This is a genomic window from Pseudomonas moorei (genome assembly GCF_008801475.1).
GTDB classification, from domain to species: Bacteria; Pseudomonadota; Gammaproteobacteria; order Pseudomonadales; family Pseudomonadaceae; genus Aquipseudomonas; species Aquipseudomonas moorei.
The window spans coordinates 35101-54795 of the sequence record NZ_VZPP01000006.1; the positions used below are offsets into that span (position 1 = coordinate 35101).

At 61.9% G+C, this 19695-nt stretch carries 20 protein-coding genes; 11 read left to right on the forward strand and 9 right to left on the reverse strand.

All coding sequences use genetic code 11. The features are described 5' to 3' along the window. The first annotated feature begins 115 nt into the window (after positions 1-115). Positions 116-1084 carry an AraC family transcriptional regulator gene (locus tag F7R06_RS12455; protein WP_090319454.1) on the forward strand — a complete coding sequence of 323 codons (969 nt, stop codon included), beginning with the start codon at positions 116-118 and terminating at the stop codon, positions 1082-1084. 10 nt (positions 1085-1094) lie between these two features. Here the strand turns inward: F7R06_RS12455 and F7R06_RS12460 are convergent, their stop codons facing one another. The 3 genes from F7R06_RS12460 to F7R06_RS12470 form a co-directional block, all read right to left on the reverse strand. Further along, positions 1095-2312 carry a cytochrome c biogenesis protein DipZ gene (locus F7R06_RS12460; protein WP_090319451.1) on the reverse strand — a complete coding sequence of 406 codons (1218 nt, stop codon included), beginning with the start codon at positions 2310-2312 and terminating at the stop codon, positions 1095-1097. Positions 2313-2401: 89 nt separating this feature from the next. After that, a complete protein-coding gene (locus F7R06_RS12465; RefSeq protein WP_090319448.1) occupies positions 2402-2656 on the reverse strand; it encodes a hypothetical protein in 255 nt (84 codons plus the stop codon). 56 nt (positions 2657-2712) lie between these two features. Beyond that, on the reverse strand, positions 2713-2976 hold the full coding sequence (locus F7R06_RS12470; protein WP_090319445.1) for a DUF2790 domain-containing protein: 264 nt from the start codon (positions 2974-2976) through the stop codon (positions 2713-2715). A 305-nt stretch (positions 2977-3281) separates the two neighbouring features. Here F7R06_RS12470 and F7R06_RS12475 point away from each other — a divergent pair, with 305 nt between their 5' ends. Both F7R06_RS12475 and F7R06_RS12480 read left to right on the forward strand, forming a co-directional pair. Then, positions 3282-4022 carry a response regulator gene (locus F7R06_RS12475; RefSeq protein WP_090319442.1) on the forward strand — a complete coding sequence of 247 codons (741 nt, stop codon included), beginning with the start codon at positions 3282-3284 and terminating at the stop codon, positions 4020-4022. Further along, entirely contained in the window at positions 4019-5338 is a 1320-nt protein-coding gene (locus F7R06_RS12480) for an ATP-binding protein (RefSeq protein ID WP_090319439.1), read from the forward strand. Before F7R06_RS12475 ends, F7R06_RS12480 begins: the two co-directional genes overlap by 4 nt. A 48-nt stretch (positions 5339-5386) precedes the next feature. On the opposite strand, the gene F7R06_RS12485 is transcribed toward F7R06_RS12480, so the two are convergent. Further along, on the reverse strand, positions 5387-7012 hold the full coding sequence (locus tag F7R06_RS12485; protein WP_090319436.1) for a methyl-accepting chemotaxis protein: 1626 nt from the start codon (positions 7010-7012) through the stop codon (positions 5387-5389). Positions 7013-7365: 353 nt separating this feature from the next. Between F7R06_RS12485 and F7R06_RS12490 the strand changes: the two genes are divergently transcribed. Genes F7R06_RS12490 through F7R06_RS12500 form a run of 3 tightly spaced genes read left to right on the forward strand, consistent with a single transcriptional unit; the run spans position 7366 to position 9379 of the window. Beyond that, on the forward strand, positions 7366-7788 hold the full coding sequence (locus F7R06_RS12490) for a hypothetical protein (RefSeq protein WP_139204771.1): 423 nt from the start codon (positions 7366-7368) through the stop codon (positions 7786-7788). Continuing rightward, complete coding sequence (locus F7R06_RS12495; RefSeq protein WP_342671274.1) at positions 7752-8747, forward strand: MvdC/MvdD family ATP grasp protein; 996 nt, start codon at positions 7752-7754, stop codon at positions 8745-8747. Before F7R06_RS12490 ends, F7R06_RS12495 begins: the two co-directional genes overlap by 37 nt. Beyond that, positions 8738-9379 (forward strand): hypothetical protein, encoded by a 642-nt coding sequence (locus F7R06_RS12500; RefSeq protein ID WP_090319427.1) that lies wholly within the window; start codon positions 8738-8740, stop codon positions 9377-9379. Before F7R06_RS12495 ends, F7R06_RS12500 begins: the two co-directional genes overlap by 10 nt. A 45-nt stretch (positions 9380-9424) precedes the next feature. Here F7R06_RS12500 and F7R06_RS12505 read toward each other — a convergent pair whose 3' ends face one another. From F7R06_RS12505 to F7R06_RS12515, 3 genes are all read right to left on the reverse strand, one after another. After that, positions 9425-10147, reverse strand: a complete 723-nt coding sequence (locus tag F7R06_RS12505) for an HvfC family RiPP maturation protein (RefSeq protein WP_425415218.1) — start codon at positions 10145-10147, stop codon at positions 9425-9427. Between the two features lie 28 nt (positions 10148-10175). Next, positions 10176-11015: an HvfB family MNIO-type RiPP peptide maturase gene (locus F7R06_RS12510; RefSeq protein WP_090319421.1), complete on the reverse strand. Its 840-nt coding sequence runs from the start codon at positions 11013-11015 to the stop codon at positions 10176-10178. 144 nt (positions 11016-11159) lie between these two features. Further along, positions 11160-12494 (reverse strand): acetamidase/formamidase family protein, encoded by a 1335-nt coding sequence (locus tag F7R06_RS12515; protein WP_090319419.1) that lies wholly within the window; start codon positions 12492-12494, stop codon positions 11160-11162. Between the two features lie 507 nt (positions 12495-13001). On the opposite strand from F7R06_RS12515, the gene F7R06_RS12520 reads away from it, so the two are divergent. Both F7R06_RS12520 and F7R06_RS12525 read left to right on the forward strand, forming a co-directional pair. Beyond that, positions 13002-14048 carry a class I SAM-dependent methyltransferase gene (locus tag F7R06_RS12520; RefSeq protein WP_090319416.1) on the forward strand — a complete coding sequence of 349 codons (1047 nt, stop codon included), beginning with the start codon at positions 13002-13004 and terminating at the stop codon, positions 14046-14048. A 108-nt stretch (positions 14049-14156) separates the two neighbouring features. Next, positions 14157-15002, forward strand: a complete 846-nt coding sequence (locus F7R06_RS12525) for an NAD-dependent protein deacetylase (protein ID WP_090319414.1) — start codon at positions 14157-14159, stop codon at positions 15000-15002. A gap of 106 nt (positions 15003-15108) precedes the next feature. Here the strand turns inward: F7R06_RS12525 and F7R06_RS12530 are convergent, their stop codons facing one another. Continuing rightward, a complete protein-coding gene (locus tag F7R06_RS12530) occupies positions 15109-16011 on the reverse strand; it encodes a LysR family transcriptional regulator (protein WP_090319411.1) in 903 nt (300 codons plus the stop codon). Between the two features lie 285 nt (positions 16012-16296). On the opposite strand from F7R06_RS12530, the gene F7R06_RS12535 reads away from it, so the two are divergent. The 3 genes from F7R06_RS12535 to F7R06_RS12545 are packed head-to-tail and all read left to right on the forward strand — an operon-like array spanning position 16297 to position 18890. Beyond that, entirely contained in the window at positions 16297-16995 is a 699-nt protein-coding gene (locus F7R06_RS12535; RefSeq protein ID WP_047530551.1) for a CoA transferase subunit A, read from the forward strand. A 36-nt stretch (positions 16996-17031) separates the two neighbouring features. Further along, positions 17032-17697, forward strand: coding sequence for a CoA transferase subunit B (locus F7R06_RS12540; RefSeq protein WP_090319408.1), 666 nt, complete (start codon positions 17032-17034; stop codon positions 17695-17697). Positions 17698-17708: 11 nt separating this feature from the next. Further along, a complete protein-coding gene (locus F7R06_RS12545) occupies positions 17709-18890 on the forward strand; it encodes an acetyl-CoA C-acetyltransferase (protein ID WP_090319405.1) in 1182 nt (393 codons plus the stop codon). A gap of 99 nt (positions 18891-18989) precedes the next feature. On the opposite strand, the gene F7R06_RS12550 is transcribed toward F7R06_RS12545, so the two are convergent. Further along, positions 18990-19592: an NADPH-dependent F420 reductase gene (locus F7R06_RS12550; protein WP_090319402.1), complete on the reverse strand. Its 603-nt coding sequence runs from the start codon at positions 19590-19592 to the stop codon at positions 18990-18992. Positions 19593-19695: the final 103 nt, after the last annotated feature.

Here is a 19695-nt window from a genome sequence, read left to right on the forward strand (position 1 = left end):
GCGGCGTCCTGCCCGATCGTCGGCCAAGACTGTCCGATCGTCCGGAGGTTTCATGCTTCGCCGCGACAGGCCCACAATCAGCTTTTGACCCACGATCGGCATGGGAAAACCCATTATGGATGCCCTGTCACAAACCCTGCGTGTCGTGCGCCTGGTCGGCGCGATTTTCATCAACGCCCGGTTCACCGCGCCCTGGTGCTACCAGTCACCGAGCGCGGACAGCGCTGCGCCCTTCCTGGAGCCCAACGCCGAACGGGTGGTGATCTTTCACTTGATCACCGAAGGCGAGTGCTACGTCGAACTGGGCAATGACCCGCCGTTGCGGCTGACGGCCGGCGATGTCGTGGTATTCCCCCAAGGCGATGCCCATCGCATGTGCTCGCAACCCGGCCTTGCGCCTGCGAGTGGTGCCCGTCTGGACGCGGTACTGGCGCGCCGCCCCCGGCAGTTGAGCTATGGCGGGGGCGGCGCGGTCACGCGCCTGGTGTGCGGCTATCTGGCGTGCGACACGCGGTTGGCGGGGATGCTGCTGACGGGGTTGCCGTCCGTGGTGCGGGTCAATGTGCGCGGCTCGGCGGCCGGTATCTGGCTGGAATCTTCGGTGCGTTACGCCCTGGCCGAAGCCCGTTCACCCAGGCCTGGCGGCGAAGGCGTGCTGGCGAAACTGGCCGAGGTGTTGTTCATCGAGGTACTTCGCCTGTACATGCAGGAACAAGGCAAGGGCCGGACCGGTTGGCTGGCCGGCGTGAGCGACCGCATCGTCGGCGCCGCCCTCAACGCGCTGCACGGCAAACCCTGTCACTGCTGGACCCTGGAAGAGCTGGCACGCACCGCCGGCACATCCCGATCGGTACTCGCCGAACGCTTCCAGCAACTGGTCGGGATTTCGCCGATGCAGTACCTGACGCAATGGCGCATGTTGCTGGCGGCCAATCTGTTGCGCAGCAGTAACAGTTCTCTGCTGCGGATCGCCGAAGAGGTGGGATACCAGACGGATACGGCGTTCAGCCGGGCATTCAGACGTGAATTTGGATCGCCGCCAGCGGCGTGGCGGCGAAGTCAGGAGAATCGGACGGCTCATTGAGCTGTGGATATTACGCCGCAGGCGCAGTTGCCTTCGACTCCTCCAACAACTGCTGGATCATCTTCTCCTGGGTCTCATAGCTGCCCTCACCAAAGTGCGTGTATCGCACCTGCCCCTTGGCATCGATCAGGTAGTGCGCCGGCCAGTACTGGTTGTCGAAGTTGCGCCAGATCGCGTAGTTGTTGTCGATCGCTACCGGGTAGGTGATGCCGTACTCCTTCACCTTGTCCCTGACGTTGTCGATGATGCGTTCAAACCCGTACTCAGGCGTGTGCACGCCGATCACCACCAGGCCGTCCTTCCCGTATTTCTTCGCCCAGTCCTTCACGTACGGCAGGGTGTGCTTGCAGTTGATGCAGTCGAAGGTCCAGAAATCCACCAGCACCACTTTGCCCTTGAGCGACTCGTTGCTCAGCGCGGGCGAGTTGATCCATGCCACCGCCCCGGACAGCGACGGCATGGCGCCTTTGGCGTTGTCCATGGACGACTCGGCCGTGACCTTGCTGACCAGGTAGTCGACGACCTTCGGCACGGTTTCCAGCAAGCCTTTCTCGACGCTGCTGACCCCTTCCGACGAGGTATTGGCCAACAGCACGTCATCGGCGCCGGTAGAGATCATCACGGCACCGGCCAGCACCGCCACTCCGGCGCCTCGACGCAGCCAACCGGTTACGGGAATCGAGGGTTTCAGGCGATTGACCAGACCGCGACCGGCGAAGATCAAGGTGCCGAGGGACAACGCACTGCCCGTGCCATAGGCCACCAGCAACAGGCTGGTCCCGGCATTCGCGCCTTGCAACATGGCGCTGGTGAGGATCACCCCGAGGATCGGCCCGGCGCACGGTGCCCACAGCAGGCCGGTGGCGACACCGATCATGATCGAGCTCAACGGGCCGGACATTTTGCGGCTGGCCGGGTCGATGCGATTGCCCAGCAGCACGAAAGGCCGCGCCAGCCAATCGCCGACCCGTGCGGAAATCAGCGACAGGGCGAACAGCACCATCACGATCAGCGCCACTTGGCGGCCGGTGCTGCTGGCCTTGATCACCCATTCACTGCTGACCACCGCCAGGCTGGAAATCAGGGCGAAGGTCAGCACCATGCCAGCCAGGGTCAGGATGATCGACGAGCGCGATCGATGGGCACCGGCGAACAGGAACGGCACGACCGGCAGGATGCAGGGGCTGAGCACGGTCAACAGGCCGCCCAGGAAAGCGATGAGTAACATGGGATCACCTTGAAAATGAGGGGGGCGGTGCACAGACGTCCCCCTGCAGGCGCTGGCTTGCCAGCGCCTACAGGGGATCGTGTTATTCATCAAACTGTCTGGCTATCCTGCTGCTTACCTTGGGGCGTGTGGCTATAGCCGTTTTCGGCAACGACTCGTCCCTGCGGCGTGCGGCTATAGCCGTCCTCGGCAAGAAAGGCCTTGCCGCCCTTCTGCGCCACGGGTGTCAGTTGAAAGCAAGTGCTGCTGCCGCACGCGCTTTGTTCCACAGCGGTGTTGGCGTGGGCAGCGGCGCCGGCGACGGAAAAGGCAATGGCGGTCAAGTAGCGGCTGAGATGTTTCATGGTGTTCTTCCTGTATTCAAAGGGGATGGCGGATGGGTAATGGCTGATCGCAGGACTCAGTTGTCCGAGTTGCAGCTGTCAGAAAACTTGCGGTAGTCCAGGACCCGGGTTTTGCTCTGGGAGTCCAGGTAGGTCAGTTGGGCATTCACAATCCCGCAGGACGGCGTGGCGTCCTGTTTCGACGACACCACTTTCTTGATGTCCAGTTGCGTGCCGTAGGTGTAGGTTTTAGCGCTGACATCGGCTTCGGCGCGGGCCGACAAAGTGCAGATATTCAGAGCGGCAAACAGGCAAGCGGCGTAGACAGCTTTGGTGTTCATGGCGTTTTCCTCAAGGTTTCAACGGACAGGTCGTTGGGTGGCTAGAGGCGGTTGGGTGTGCCTCGTTGGGACCTATTAGAAGCCCCCGAGGTATCCCGTATGTGTCGGGAAAAAGCGCGGGTAAATCGGCAAGTATCAAAGCCGGGCCGGGATACACAGGGATACAAAACCCCTGAAAATTCGCTTTTTTGCGTCTGTGTGTATCCACCGACTGGCCAGATACACTGCAATACAAAGGGCCAAGGGCGAGCAGACCAGGGCTCGATAGACTGTGCGACACCCCCCACTGACAGAGGCAAGTCCCCATGGAACACGTCGATCACATTCTCATCGTTGACGATGACCGCGAGATCCGCGAACTGGTCGGCAACTACCTCAAGAAGAACGGCCTGCGCACCACGGTCGTGGCCGATGGTCGACAAATGCGCAGCTTCCTCGAATCCACCCCGGTAGACCTGATCGTGCTGGACATCATGATGCCCGGTGACGACGGCCTGATGCTCTGCCGCGAGCTGCGCTCCGGCAAACACAAGGCCACTCCGGTCTTGATGCTTACCGCCCGCAACGATGAAACCGATCGCATCATCGGCCTGGAAATGGGTGCCGACGATTACCTGGTCAAGCCGTTCGCCGCCCGTGAACTGCTGGCGCGGATCAACGCCGTGCTGCGCCGCACACGGATGCTGCCGCCGAACCTGGTGGTCACCGAAACCAGTCGCCTGCTGGCCTTCGGGCGCTGGCGCCTGGACACCTCGGCCCGCCACCTGCTGGACGGCGACGGCACCCTGGTCGCGCTCAGTGGCGCGGAATATCGCCTGCTGCGAGTGTTCCTCGACCATCCGCAGCGGGTGCTCAACCGCGACCAGTTGCTGAACCTGACCCAGGGCCGCGATGCCGACCTGTTCGATCGCTCCATCGACCTGCTGGTGAGCCGCCTGCGCCAGCGCCTGCTGGACGATGCCCGCGAACCGGCCTACATCAAGACCGTGCGCAGCGAGGGCTACGTGTTTTCCCTGCCGGTGGAAATCGTCGGTGCGCCCTCATGAGTCTCTCGATGCGCTGGCCTCGCACCCTGGCTTCACGGCTGTCGCTGATTTTCCTGATCGGCCTGATACTCGCCCAGGCCCTGTCATTCGGTGCGCAGTACTACGAGCGCTATGAAAGCTCGAAAAACACCATGCTCGGCAACCTGGAAACCGACGTCTCGACCTCCATCGCCATCCTCGACCGCTTGCCGGCCAATGAGCGCGCCAGCTGGCTGCAACAATTGCAACGGGCCAACTACGGCTATCTGCTCAGTGACGGCGAGAAAGGCACGCCCATGGACATGGACATGCCGGAGGCGCCGATTGCGATGGCCTCGATCAAGGACGCCATTGGCAAGGATTACCCGATGACCTTCACCGACATTCCTGGGCCGAAAAAACACTTTCAAGTGCACCTGAAACTCTCGGACGGCAGCCCGCTGACCATCGATGTGCGGCCTGCGATGGTGCCGCTGTCGCCCTGGCTGCCCTTCGTGCTGCTTGGACAACTGGCGCTGATGCTGGCCTGCACCTGGCTGGCCGTGCGGATCGCCATTCGCCCCCTGAGCCGCCTCGCCGAAGCCGTCGACACCCTCGACCCCAACGCCCATCCAGTGCTGCTCGACGAAAAAGGCCCGACTGAAGTGGCGCACGCGGCCAAAGCCTTCAACGCCATGCAGGCGCGCATTGCCGCCTACCTGAAGGAGCGCATGCAACTGTTGGCGGCGATCTCCCATGATCTGCAAACGCCGATCACCCGGATGAAACTGCGCGCCGAATTCATGGACGATTCCGCCGAAAAAGACAAACTCTGGAACGACCTCGGCGAGATGGAACACCTGGTGCGCGAAGGCGTGGCCTACGCGCGCAGCATCCATGGCTCCACCGAAGAAAGTCGCCGCACCGACCTGGACTCGTTTCTCGACAGCCTGGTCTTCGACTATCAGGACATGGGCAAGCAGGTTCAGCTCAACGGCAAGAGCACCACTGTCATCGACACCCGCCCCCATGCGTTGCGCCGGGTGCTGGTCAACCTCACGGACAACGCCCTCAAATTCGCAGGCTCGGCAGAGTTGCTGGTGGAAAAGCAGTCCGACGGCAGCGTGTCGGTGAAAGTCATGGACCGTGGCCCCGGCATCGCCGAAGAGCAACTGGCCCAGGTCATGGAGCCGTTCTACCGCGTGGAAAATTCACGCAACCGCAGTACGGGCGGCACCGGCCTGGGGCTGGCGATTGCAAAGCAACTGGCGTTGGCGATCGGGGGATCGCTGACGTTGAGTAACCGTGAGGGCGGAGGCTTGTGTGCGCAGCTGAAGTTGCCGGCTCGCTCGGCTTGAAAGACCGGGGTTTGGGATCAATCCGCAACCCCGGCCATAGGCTCAGCGTTAAATGACGAACCGCGACACCAGCGCATTCAGATTCACCGCCAGGCGTGACAGTTCATGGGAGGCGGCGCTGGTCTGGTCGGCTCCTGCGGCGGACTGGGTGGCGAGATCGCGAATGTTCACCAGGTTGCGGTCGACTTCGCGCGAGACCTGGGCCTGCTCTTCGGACGCGCTGGCAATGACCAGGTTGCGCTCGTTGATCAAATGGATCGACTGCGTGATCTGTTCCAGTGCGACACCGGCGGCACGCGCCATTTCCAGGGTGCTTTGGGTACGTTGATTGCTTTGCTGCATCGACGCCACGGCTTCACCGGTACCGTTCTGGATGCCGGCGACCATTTTCTCGATTTCCTGGGTCGATTGCGCCGTGCGATGGGCCAGCGCCCGCACCTCGTCCGCAACCACGGCAAAACCGCGTCCGGCTTCACCGGCACGGGCGGCTTCGATCGCGGCATTCAGTGCCAACAGGTTGGTTTGCTCGGCGATGGCGCGGATCACATCCAGCACCTTGCCGATGTCGCGTCCCTGAGCGGCGAGGCCTTCGATCATCAGCGAGGTGGTGTGCACGTCGTGGGTCATGGTCTGGATCGCGTCGACGGTCTCCACCACACGGTTGCGACCTTCGCGGGCGGCCTGGGTCGACTGGTTCGACGCTTCGGAGGTCGATACCGCATTGCGCGCCACTTCTTCCACGGCGGCGGTCATTTCGTTGACGGCCGTCGCCGCCTGTTCGATTTCGTTGTTCTGTTGCTGCAGCCCGCGGGAAGCGTCTTGCGTCACGGCGCTGAGCTCTTCGGCGGCAGCCCCCAACTGCGTGGCGGAACCGGCGATCTGTTCGATGGTTTTGCGCAGATTGGCCTGCATGTTCGCCAAGGCACCGAGCAACCGCCCCGGCTCGTCCTGGCCATCGGCCTCGATGGTTTTGCTCAGATTGCCGTCAGCAATGGTCTGCGCTGCCTGCAATGCACGGTTCAGCGGCGTGACGATGCTGCGGGTCAGCAGCCAGGCCAACAGAATGGTCATCAGCGCGGCTATCACGGCGGCGACCACAATGCCGAGAATGGCGCTGCTGTAGTTGTCGCCCGCTTCGGCCGAGGCGGTTTTGGCATAGCCGGTGTTGAGTGCCACCAACTTGTTGAGCTGCTCGCCCATCTGATCGGTACCGTCCTTGATCCGTGTATTGATCAGCGCGCGCATTTCATCGAGCTTGTTTTGCCGCGACAACTCCAGCATCTGCTCCTGGTCGCGCATGTAGCTGTCCAGGGTGGCGGTGAACGACTTGTACAGCTGCGCCTCTTCGGGCTGGAATGGCAACGCGGCATAGCTGGCCTGAGCGCTGCGCACCTTGTCCACCAGCACACCGATACGCGTCTGTGCTTCCTGCAACGCCGCCGGATCACGGTTGACCAATACGCGGAACGACAGGATGCGCATGCGCAGCACGTTTTCCGTCATGTTGCCGAGATAACCGACGCTGGGCAGTTGATTGGTTTCCATGTCCAGGGAAGCCTGGCGGATGATGCTCATGCGATTCACCGCAAACACCCCCAGCACGATGACCAGCAGGGCAATGAAGGCAAAACCCAGGAAAGCTCGAGGCGCGATACTCAGATTACGCAATGACATAGGATGACTCTCGGGTGATGGTGGCTACGAGCATCCTTGCGTGATCACTGAATGGCAGACAGGCGCAGGCCCTTTCAGCGGGGCGCTATTGTTGTCGTGGGTTTGTATGCGCCTGCTCTTTGTATCGGCCAGGCTTGAGGTTTATTTCGGGGATCGAGCAAAAAAATTTCAACGACTTACAAGTGTTTCATCGCTGAAACACCTGAGGCAAAGTGACAGCATCGCCCCGAAAAACTCCGCACTCTCGACTATCCTTGAAGATGTCCGGCCCAGGGCGCGTACGCCCCCGGCTTCAGCCGGATGGCCGTCAACACTCAACGGTGCTGCATCCAAGGCTGAGGGAGCTACGTATCATGCCCAGGTCGAACTCGCCCGCTGACGCCACGCCCCTACTGGTCGCCCATGCGACGTTACGTACCGGTGAAGCCCGTATTCCCGGTCATTACTCCAGGCAACTGGATGTGTGGGTGGTCGACCATGCACAAGGCGCCGTGCCCCTCGTCGAATGCCGGCAAATTCCCGAAATTCTGACCAAGACACACGCTCGAGTGGAAGAAGACGACGACACGCCGTTCGTCATGATGGAAGCGGTCAGCCAATACCCGCTCGAACTGCTCACCAAAACCCTTGCTGCGCCTGAGCAAGACGATCCCTCGCTGGATTATCTGCTTGAGTTGATCACCAAGACCAACGCGGTCGCGGAGAAGGATGACACTACAGACTCGACGCTGGACCCTGAATGCGTCGATGTCTCGGCGCCGGACGTGCCACGCTGATGCTGCTTTTAGTGACCAATCAACGGGACATTACGACGGACTTTGTCGTGCTCGAATCAAGGCGGCGGGGCATCGATTTTTTCCGGCTCAACACCGAACTGCTGCCCTCCATGGCGTGCAGCTTTTCGGATCGCATCCTCGACGACTGGACGCTGACACTCGATGGCAGGACGGTCTGCGGCTCGCAGGTTTCGGGCGCTTACTTCAGGCGGCCGGGCAAGCCTCGGATTTGCGAAAACATCATCGACGATGCCGCACGCCGCTACGCGGAGTCGGAGTGGGCCAGCTTGCTGAAAAGCCTGTATACCCGCCTTGAGGGGCGCTGGCTGAACTCGCCGACTCAAATTGTCCTGGCGGAGGACAAGCCGCGACAGTTGCTGCTTGCCCATCGCCTCGGGTTTGACGTGCCGGCGGCTCGTATCACCAACGACCTGCAAACGGCGCAACAGATCACCGAGCACTTCAACGCCATTGCCAAGCCCCTTAGAGAATCCCTGCTGACGGGCGAGCGCGAGAGCGTGATGTTCACCACTCGCCTTGATGGTCTCTGTGCGGCGGATGCCCCCGCCCTGGCCCTGGCGCCGATCATCGTCCAACAAGAGATCGCCAAGCAGTACGACGTACGTGTGACCGTGGTTGGACAGCGGGTATTTGCCGTTGCGATCGGGTCCCAGGCGCATGCCGAGACGACGGTGGATTGGCGCCGCGGCTCCCATGCCGACCTCAAGCATGAACTCATCCAGCTACCGGAACGCCTGCAACAGCAGTGCATCGAGCTGACCCAATCCTTGGGTTTACGCTTTGGGGCGATTGATTTGATCTGTGATCAGGATGATCGATTCTGGTTTCTGGAAATCAACCCCAATGGCCAGTGGGCCTGGCTGGAAAACATGACCGGCGCGCCGATCACCAGTGCCATTGTGGACGAGCTTCAAGGCATGGGTCGCCCATGGACTTGATAGAACTGATCTGGCCTGCAATGGAGCCGCTCACTTCGCAAGAGCTCAAGCTGCAGGACGCCCGGCATAAGCAGGACATCGCCAAAATCAATATCGCCCGCTGGGCTGTCGACACCGATGCCGCCCTGGAGGAGGCACGGCGCCTCGATGACGCCGAATCGGACCGCCGGAAAACGGCAGACAGCAAGGCCAGTATCTATCTGGCGGCCGTGACGGCGCTTACACCGGTGCTGGCTTCTCTGCTGCCGAGCATCTGGAGCGACAAATCAACGATCAGCTTCAGCGTCTGTTCGCTGGCCATCTTCTTTTTGGCCACGTTGTACCTGTTCAGGGCCGGGATATGGGCCTTCGAAACGCTCAGGGTTTCAACCTCCAGCCGTGTCGATGCAACGGACCTGGCCAGCCTGTGGAGCGCGGCCACCCCCAAGCCCGAACTGGTCAAGAAGCTGCTTATCGCCGTCAGGTACAACCACGCCGGGGCCAATCGCAAAGTGTCCTGCATCAAAATGACCCATGCCTTTCTGCTCAGGGCATTTTTGGCGTTCATCCTCCTGCTGATCGTCCAGGTGGCGTGGACACCGGCAGGCCAACTGATTGCGCTGGTGATCGCGACGGTGCGTTGCTTCAACTGAAGCGCCCTGGCAGGCAAGCGCGCCCGCCTGCTAAACGACGGGACCCTACAGCCTCACGCCCACCACCCCTTCCCCATGCAGCTGACGGATCAACGCCAGGCCGTCATCGAAGAAGGTCGACGACCCGGACCCACCCGCCTCCAGCGCCAGCCCCTGCAATTGCGCACGGCCGTCCAGCTCCGGAAATTCGTCAATGCGCTGCAACAAGCGCCACGCCAAGGGGCTCAGTTCTGAGAATTTCACCTGCCAGTCTTCGGCCCGCCGCACCAACAGCAATGTCGGCTGAGCGGGCGCGGTGTCCGGCTGATAATCCGGCCCCAGCAAGTGCACCGGCCAGGCATAAGCCAACGGCCAGGCCAGTGGCGAGACGCGCAACGGGCGACTCGGCAACGGCTCGACATCGCCCGCTGGCAACGGCTCGGCCACGGATTGCTGCAGCGCCATTTCCACCCATTCGTAGTGCGCCAGCTCGACCATGAACGGCGGCCAGGAACCTTCGGCCAACGCCAGCGGTGCAGACGCCAGGAACTCGACAAATTCCTCGGCGATTTCACCGAATTTCGGCGTGTGGGCACGGTAGTCGCGCAGAAAAATCCGCACCAGCGCACGCCACTGTTCATCACCGAGGATTTGCACCAGTACCGGGAAGGTGCCGCTGATCAATGACGACAGGTTGGCGAACACCAGGTCGCGGTAAACCCGTGCCCGCGCCGGGTCCATTTCCGCGGGTGGCGCGCAGTGCTCCGGGTCGCGCAGATAACGGCCCATGCTGCTTTGTTGTTCGTGCAACGAGCGATTAGCCACGGCTCACCTCCCTGGCCTGCAAACGGCGAATGGTCTGCAACTCGGCGACCAGTTCGCTGAACGCCGGAAAATTGAAATCCCGCTCCAGCAATGTCGGCTGGGCGCCGAACCGGGCATAGGCCTCGGCCAGCAACGACCACACCGCCGGTTTGACCGACGCACCGTGGGTGTCGATTTTCAAGGTGTCGGACTCATCGAAATGCCCGGCGATGTGCATGGCCACCACCCGGTTCGAATCGATACCGGCGAGAAAGGTGTGTGGATCAAAACCGTGGTTGATCGAGTTGACGTACACGTTATTGACGTCCAGCAACAGGTCGCAATCGGCCTCGTGCAACACGGCGTTGGTGAAGGTCACCTCGTCCATGTCCTGCTGTGGCGCGGCGTAATAGGAAACGTTTTCCACCGCCAGGCGCCGGCCAAGAATGTCCTGGGCCTGACGAATGCGCGCGGCGACGTGGTGCACCGCCTCTTCGGTAAACGGCAAGGGCAACAGGTCGTACAGATGACCGTCATCGCTGCAGTAACTCAGGTGCTCGCTGTACAGCGGCACGTTGTAATGATCGAGGAAGACTCGCACTTCTTGCAGAAAGCCGACGTCCAGCGGCGACGGCCCGCCCAGGGACAACGACAACCCGTGGCAGGACAGCGGATAGCGCTCGGCCAGGGCTCGCAGCGCTGCGCCATGGGCGCCGCCGATGCCGATCCAGTTTTCCGGTGCGACTTCGAGAAAGTCGAACTGGCCGACCGGGGCAGCCTGGAGGTCGTTGAGCAGACCGCGACGCAAGCCGAGCCCGGCGCTGGCCTTCGCTGAAATGATGGGGGTTTGCATAGTGTCGATTCCTGGGGTTGTCGGTACGCAATCACAGTTAATCGAATCGATGTATCGGGTCTGTGTTGCGTACCGACGGAAAACGGCAGTGCTTGTATCGCCAGCGGGTCTGTACACACTTCGGTACAAACCCGCCGGTCAGGCTCAAGCCAGGTCGTACTTCTCACGCACCAGATGACCGATGCCGATGCGATCGAGCACCTCCATCGGGCACAGGAACGTCACGCGCACCGTGCCCGGCAGGCGGCTGATGTCGATCGAACCGGTGAGGGTGGCGCGGTTGAGCACTTCGTCATACGGCAGGCCGGTGACCTGTGCGGCACGCGTCAAGCCATTCTCTACCGCCAGGTTGAGATTTTCGCCGCTGCCGATAAAGGTGACCGGGCCGCTCTGCTCGATCTCGTGCTGGCCCCAACGGGCGCCCAGCTCACGGACCTTCGCCCGTTGTTCGGCGTTCATTGGCCGCGCCATCGGCGGCAAGTCATCGAGGTTCTGCAGGAGGATCGGCCCGTCCAGCGTCAGGTTTTTCACCACCTCGACCACCACTTCGGTTTCCCCGGAGCAATCGGTGGCATGCCCGGCGATTTCGCCGTTGCCCTGCTGGGCGTGCATGTCGCCCATGTACACCCCGGCCCCGGGGACTTTCACCGGACAGATCAATACGCAGCCCTCGCGGATCGAATTGGTGTCCATGTGCCCGTCGGTCTTGGCCGCATGCAGTTCTTCACGGGTCATGCCGAAACGGTGCGGTGCGTTGATCAGGTATTGGCCGAAATCGGCGCAGTTGTGGGAATCAGGCAAATCGCGGGACGGCATAGTGCCGATGTTGCCGAGGAACGGTCGCATGTGCGCGGCGACGCCAGGCATGTCGGCACGGGCCAGGGACAGGATCGAATGCTGCGCAGCGAATTCCGGCAGCGCTGACATTTCGGACGCCTGGCCGGCCAGTTGATTGGCGATGTCCTGGTTGACCGTCAGGCTGACCTGATTCTGCGCATCGAACACGATCACATAGCCATGGCTGAAGCGAAACGCGCTGACTTCGGCGCCGCAGTGGTTACAGCGAATCGAGTCTTCGCCGATGCCGTCGACATGGCTGGCCGGATGTTCGGTGCCGCACTTGGCGCAGAACTTGGAGACGAACGGATCGCCGTTGTAACGACCCTCAACAAAGGTCATGACCCCGGACGAAGTCGCCAGCGAGGTCACGCGCATGCTCTTGATCTTGATGGCGACCGCATCGCCGACTTGCGCACCGGCGATGGCCACCGGTTGCGTGACTTCATGGCCGCCTTCAAAGGCCGGGGTGATCATCGGCCCCCAGCAACCCGGCGGCGTTCCGGTGATCAGGGTGCCGCCGTCGGCCAAAGGCCCCAGCATCGGCTGGCTGGGGCCGATGATGCCATGGGTGTAGTGATCGACCCGCAGGCGATCGACCGGCGTGGCGTTGAGATTGGCTTGCGACACAAGCGTTGTCATTGGGGTCCCCTTGACCGCATCAGGCGCGGAACAGTGTCAGGAGCGAACGGCCGCCGGTTGCGACGGCCAAGGAAAGGGTCTTGGCCGCCACGGTTCAGGGCGCCAAAACGGCCTGCACAGTTCAGCGCAGATTTGTATCTGCTCTGTGTTCGGCGGTGGCCCTGAATTGAGGGGGACTGTATCGGGAAGGCCGTTAGATACAGTGGGATACATGCGCAGGCAGTGCTGGCCAAAATGTCTCTGGGAGCGGCGGTGCGACCATTCGGCTTGCCCGCGATGAGGCCGGCAGATCTGGCCCATCTGTTGCCTGACACTGCGCTTTCGCGGGCAAGCCCGCTCCCACAGGTAGCTTCGTCGCCAGCAAAGGCGGCTTTCGACCCGCGAACTAAACTTATTTCACTCAGGACATGCAAATCGTCCTGTTCATCCCCCACGACCACCGCCCAGTGGCGCGAGTCCTACACACCCGGCCTCTGGACCGTGATCCTTTCTGAAGGAGCACACGTGATGGACGAGGCCAGACTCAATGACTTCATGGGCAAACTGGTGAATGACATGGGCGGCGCGGCGATGCTCGCCAACGTCATTCTCGGCGAAGAACTCGGGCTGTACCGGGCCATGGCCGACAGTCAGCCAGTCACCCCTGAAACACTCGCCGGCAAGACCGGCTGCAACCCACGCCTGGTGCGCGAATGGCTCAGCGCCCACGCCGCCTCCGGCTATATGGAACACACCGACGGCCAGTTCCGCTTGCCCGAAGAGCAAGCCCTGGCGCTGGCCATCGAGGACTCGCCGGTCTACATCGCCGGTGGTATCGGGGTGGTCGCGTCGTTTTTCCATGACAAGGACAAACTGGTCAACGCCATGCGCGGCGACGGCGCCCTGCCCTGGGGCGATCACCACCCGTGCATGTTCAGCGGCACGGAGCGGTTCTTCCGCCCAGGCTACAAGGCCCATCTGATCGCCGAATGGCTGCCGGCCCTTGAAGGCGTGGTGGCCAAGCTGGAAGCCGGCGCGAAAGTGGCGGACATCGGCTGCGGGCATGGCGCCTCCACCGTGATCATGGCCCAGGCCTTTCCCGAGTCGCGATTTGTCGGGTTCGACTACCATGCGCCGTCTGTCGCCGTCGCCACCCAGCGTGCCGAAGAAGGTGGCGTGGCCGGACGGGCGCGATTCTTCCAGGGCACGGCAAAGAGCTACCCTGGCAACGACTATGACCTGGTCTGCTATTTCGATTGCCTGCATGACATGGGCGACCCGGTCGGCGCGGCCAGACACGCCTACGAGTCGCTGAAATCGGACGGCACGGTGCTGTTGGTCGAGCCATTCGCCAACGACACGCTCGATGAAAACATCAACCCGGTCGGACGTTTGTTCTATGCCGCCTCGACTTTCATCTGCACGCCGAACTCGCTGTCCCAGGAAGTCGGCCTCGGCCTCGGTGCCCAGGCGGGCGAAGCCCGGTTGCGCAAGGTGTTCACCGAAGCCGGGTTCTCCAGTTTCCGCCGGGCGACGCAAACGCCGTTCAACCTGATTCTTGAAGCACGCAAGTAAACCCGGCTGCCTTTGGTAGGAGCCCGCTTGCTCGCGATGGTGTATCAGATACATTGATGTCGACTGACACACCATCGCGAGCAAGCTCGCTCCTATAGGTTTCCCGACATGTTCGACAGCCTTATCCACGAACAACTCGACCGTCTCCAACAGCTTATGGCCGACGAACCGTTCGTGGTCCTGACCGGTGCCGGGATCAGCACCCCGTCGGGTATCCCGGACTATCGCGACAATCAGGGCGTACGCCGTGGCCGGCAGCCGATGATGTATCAGGAATTTCTCTCGGCACCCGAGTCCCGCCGACGTTATTGGGCGCGGGCGATGCTCGGCTGGCCAAGGGTGCGCCAGGCGCGGCCGAACGTGGCTCACGACACCCTGGCCCGCTTGCAGAGTACCCGGCAGATCAGCGGCCTGATCACCCAGAACGTCGACACCCTGCACGATCAGGCCGGCAGCCATGACGTGATCGAACTGCACGGCAGCCTGCACCGGGTGCTGTGCCTGGACTGCGCGAAACGCAGCGAACGGGATTCGATCCAGCAACTGATGGAAGCGCAAAACCCCTATCTGGCCGGCGTTGACGCAGTGCAGGCGCCGGACGGCGACACCTTGCTGGATGCCGCCTTCGAAGCCCGCTTTCAAGTGCCGCGTTGCCCGTACTGCGCCGGTGAACGGATGAAACCGGACGTGGTGTTCTTTGGCGAAAACGTTGCACAGGAAACCGCTGCCAAAGCGATGGCTGCGGTGGAGAAGGCGGCCGGGCTATTGGTCGTCGGTTCGTCGTTGATGGCCTATTCGGCATTTCGCCTGTGCCGCACGGTGGTGGATCAGGGCAAGCCATTGCTGGCGATCAACCTGGGCAAGACCCGGGCCGATGACCTGCTGGATTTGAAGATAGAAATGTCCTGCGAGCAGCTGTTGCCGTTATTGGCGCAGCGCCTCACCCACCACTGATGCGACCCAATCCTCGTAGGAGCGAGCCCGCTCGCGATGGACGTCAACGATGACGCGGGCTATCTGAATGCCCGCGGTGTCCTGGCGTCCATCGCGAGCAGGGTGATCAATGTCCGACTGCCTGCCAACCCAGGCTTTCTTCTTTAAGCACATCAAACAACGCCTGCGCCGCCGCCGACAGCTCCCCTCCCGGCAACGTCAGCACGCCCAGCGCCCGCTCCACCACCGGGTCGCGCAAGGTGATACAACGCGCGCCCAGTTCGCGCATCTGCCCGGCGCACAAGGCCGGCACCGCGCTCACGCCCAGCCCGCTGGCAACCATCCGACCGACCGTCGACAACTGATGGCTTTCAAACTCCACCGGCAATTTCATGCCCCGCGCCTGCAAGTGTTCCTCCAGCATCACCCGCACCGTCGAGGGGCGCTGCAAGGTAATGAACGGTTCCTTGAGCAAGGTCAGCCAGTCGATGTCATTGAGTATGGCCAGCGGCGAGTCATGGGGCACGACCGCCACAAAGCGGTCAACGTACAGCGGCGTGAAATGCAGCGACGAACTCTGGGTCGGCTCAAACGCCACCCCCAATTCCACCTGGCGATCACGAACCATTTCCAGCACCTGCTCGTTGATCACGTCGTTCACCGTGACGTTGACTTTCGGGTAGCGCGCGCGGAAGGTCTTGAGGATCGGTGGCAGCAGGTTGCCGGCGAACGACGGCATCGCCGCCAGGGTCACGCGCCCGCGCTGGAGGGTGAAGCGCTGGCGCAATTCATCTTCGACATTGTCCCAGTCCGCGATCAATCGACGGGCCAGCGGCACCAGTGCTTCGCCTTCGGCGGTCAGCGCGACATTGCGCGTGTTGCGGGTGAACAAGCGCCCGCCCAGGCCCTCCTCCAGCGCCTTGATGGTCAGGCTCAAGGCCGACTGTGACAGGTGCAGGCGTTCGCAGGCCACGGCGAAGCTCAGGCTTTGGGCCACCGCCAGGAAGGCGCGGATCTGCTTGACGGTCATAGGTCGCTTCGCTCCGTTTGCATGCGGCAAATTTCAAGCCGCAGGATAAAATCAACAGCCGAGGGTTCTGCATGAGCCGGTTTGCCAGCGAAAGCGATTTGCCAGACGACATCGTCGTCGATTGGCCTGCCGTCTTCGCTGGCAAGCCAGCGCGTACAGGATGACTCTTTAATGACATTAATCAATTAATCCAGCCAAAAAAACAACTTAACAAATCAATCTTGCAGCGAGACACTCCATTCCATACGGCTAGCCAGCCGCCCACAAAGAATAAAAGAGGTGCATATGGCAGGTTTCGACAAGCGCGTGAGTTCCTACGAGGAAGCTCTGGCAGGTCTTGAAGACGGCATGACCGTGATCGCCGGCGGCTTCGGCCTGTGCGGGATCCCGGAAAACCTGATCGCCGAGATCAAGCGCAAGGGCACACGCGACCTCACCGTCGTCTCCAACAACTGCGGCGTCGACGGCTTCGGGCTCGGCGTATTGCTGACCGACCGCCAGATCAGCAAAGTCGTGGCCTCCTACGTCGGCGAAAACAAGCTGTTCGAAGAACAACTGCTCAAGGGCGAAATCGAAGTCATCCTGACCCCGCAGGGCACCCTCGCCGAAAAAATGCGCGCAGGTGGCGCCGGCATCCCCGCGTTCTTCACCGCCACGGGTGTCGGCACTCCGGTTGCCGAAGGCAAGGAAGTGCGCGAATTCCATGGCCGCAAGTACTTGATGGAAGAATCCATCACCGGTGACTTCGCCATTGTCAAAGGCTGGAAAGCCGACCATTTCGGCAACGTGATCTACCGCCACACCGCCCAGAACTTCAACCCGTTGGCCGCCACCGCCGGCAAGATCACCGTGGTCGAAGTCGAGGAAATCGTCGAGCCCGGCGAGCTGGAGCCGTCGCAGATCCACACCCCTGGCATCTACGTCGACCGGATCATTTGCGGCACGTTCGAGAAGCGCATCGAACAGCGCACCGTGCGTAAGTGATCCCCTGCCCCCGGACCGAATGAAGGAATAACAACAATGGCACTTTCCCGCGAACAAATGGCTCAACGCGTCGCCCGCGAAATGCAGGACGGCTTCTACGTAAACCTGGGCATCGGCATTCCGACCCTGGTCGCCAACTACATCCCCGAAGGCATGGAAGTCATGCTGCAGTCGGAAAACGGCCTGCTCGGCATGGGTCCTTTTCCCACTGAAGAAACCATCGATGCCGACATGATCAACGCCGGCAAACAAACCGTGACCGCCCGCATCGGCGCTTCGATCTTTTCCTCGGCCGAGTCCTTCGCGATGATCCGCGGTGGCCATGTCGACCTGACGGTGCTGGGCGCCTTCGAAGTCGACGTACACGGCAACATCGCCTCGTGGATGATTCCCGGCAAACTGGTCAAGGGCATGGGCGGCGCCATGGACCTGGTGGCCGGTGCGGAAAACATCATCGTCATCATGACCCACGCGTCCAAGGACGGTGAGTCCAAGCTGTTGTCCCAATGCAGCCTGCCGCTGACCGGCGCCGGTTGCATCAAGCGCGTGCTGACCGACCTGGCCTACCTGGAAATCGAAAATGGCGCTTTTGTCCTCAAGGAACGCGCTCCAGGCGTCAGCGTCGAAGAGATCGTTGCCAAAACCGCCGGTAAACTGATCGTGCCGGACCATGTTCCGGAAATGCAGTTCGCTGACCACTGAGGAATCATTCCATGCAAGAAGTCGTCATTGTTGCCGCCACACGCACCGCCATCGGCAGTTTCCAGGGTTCCCTGGCAAACGTCTCCGCCGTTGACCTGGGCGCGGCGGTGATCCGTCAGTTGCTGGCGCAAACCGGTCTGGACCCTGCCGAAGTCGATGAAGTGATCATGGGCCAGGTGTTGACCGCCGGCGCCGGGCAAAACCCTGCGCGCCAGGCGTCGATCAAGGCCGGCCTGCCCTTCGCCGTGCCAGCCATGACCCTGAACAAGGTCTGCGGCTCCGGCCTCAAGGCCCTGCATCTGGGCGCCCAGGCCATCCGTTGCGGCGACGCCGAGGTGATCATCGCTGGCGGCCAGGAAAACATGAGCCTGTCCAACTACGTCATGCCCGGCGCTCGCACCGGCCTGCGCATGGGTAACGCGCAGCTCGTCGACACCATGATCAGTGACGGTCTGTGGGATGCGTTCAACGATTACCACATGGGCATCACCGCCGAAAACCTGGCCGAGAAGTACAGCCTGACCCGCGAGCAGCAAGACGCCTTCGCCGCCGCCTCTCAGCAAAAAGCCACGGCCGCCATCGAAGGCGGACGTTTTGTCGATGAGATCACGCCGATCCTGATTCCGCAGCGCAAGGGCGATCCGCTGTCCTTCGCCACCGATGAGCAGCCACGGGCCGGCACCACCGCCGAATCCCTGGGCAAGCTCAAACCCGCCTTCAAAAAGGACGGTTCGGTGACTGCCGGTAACGCGTCGTCGCTCAACGACGGCGCCGCCGCCGTGATCCTGATGAGCGCCGAAAAAGCCAAGGCCCTGGGCCTGCCGGTGCTGGCGAAAATCGCGGCCTACGCCAATGCTGGCGTGGACCCGGCGATCATGGGCATCGGCCCGGTGTCGGCGACCCGTCGTTGCCTGGACAAGGCCGGCTGGTCCATCGACCAGCTTGACCTGATCGAAGCCAACGAAGCCTTCGCCGCGCAATCCCTGGCAGTGGCCAAGGACCTGGAATGGGACTTGAACAAGGTCAACGTCAACGGCGGTGCCATCGCCCTGGGCCACCCGATCGGTGCGTCGGGTTGCCGGGTACTGGTGACGCTGCTGCACGAAATGATCAAGCGTGACGCCAAGAAAGGCCTCGCCACCCTGTGCATCGGTGGTGGTCAGGGCGTGGCTCTGGCGATCGAACGGGCGTAAAGCGTTCAACAGGCTGCGCGGGGACCCACGAAGAACCGCCGCAGCCTGGTAAAACACCCGGTGTGACTCAGGTCACACCGGGTTCTTTTTGCCCGGTTTTCAGGCAAATCTGACCAGGTTCAAGATCGGCAAAGGTCCGCCCGGAAACTGCGCCAGCCTGGCCCCAACACTCAGCGTCCCCAGATCGATCCCGAAGAACCCCACTCGCTCGATCAAGTCCACCACCTGCGCTTTGGCGTCGGCATCGTCACCCGAGACAAACAGCACTCGCCGTCCGCCCTCCGCTGCCGGATCACGCTCAAGCAATCCCGCCGCCAGGTGATTGAAAGCCTTGACCACCCGCGCACCGGGCACCCACTCGGCGAACACTTCGCTGGACATACGGCCTTGCAGATCTATTGCCTTGAACGTTGGTGCCTCTATCGAGTTGTTGGCATCGATCACGATCCGCCCGTCAAACGCCGGCAGACCCGCCAGCGCGGCAGGCAATTTCGACCAGTTCACTGCTACCAGCACGATAGGCTGGGCGGCCGCCTCTTCACGGGTGCCGGCGCGAGCGGTCGGTCCGAGTTCTGCCACCAGTGACGCCAGGCTTTCAGGGCCGCGACTGTTGGCGATGACCAGTTCGATGCCTTGACGCGACAGTGCTCTGGCAAACGCTGCGCCGATTGCGCCGGCGCCGATGATTCCGATGGTGCTCATGGTTTTTCACTCCGAGGGGTTGTGGTTGGAGTGAATACTGCACTTGCCATTAGCGCTTGATTAGCCGGTAATAAATTGAATGATCTTCAAGCATTGCTATCAG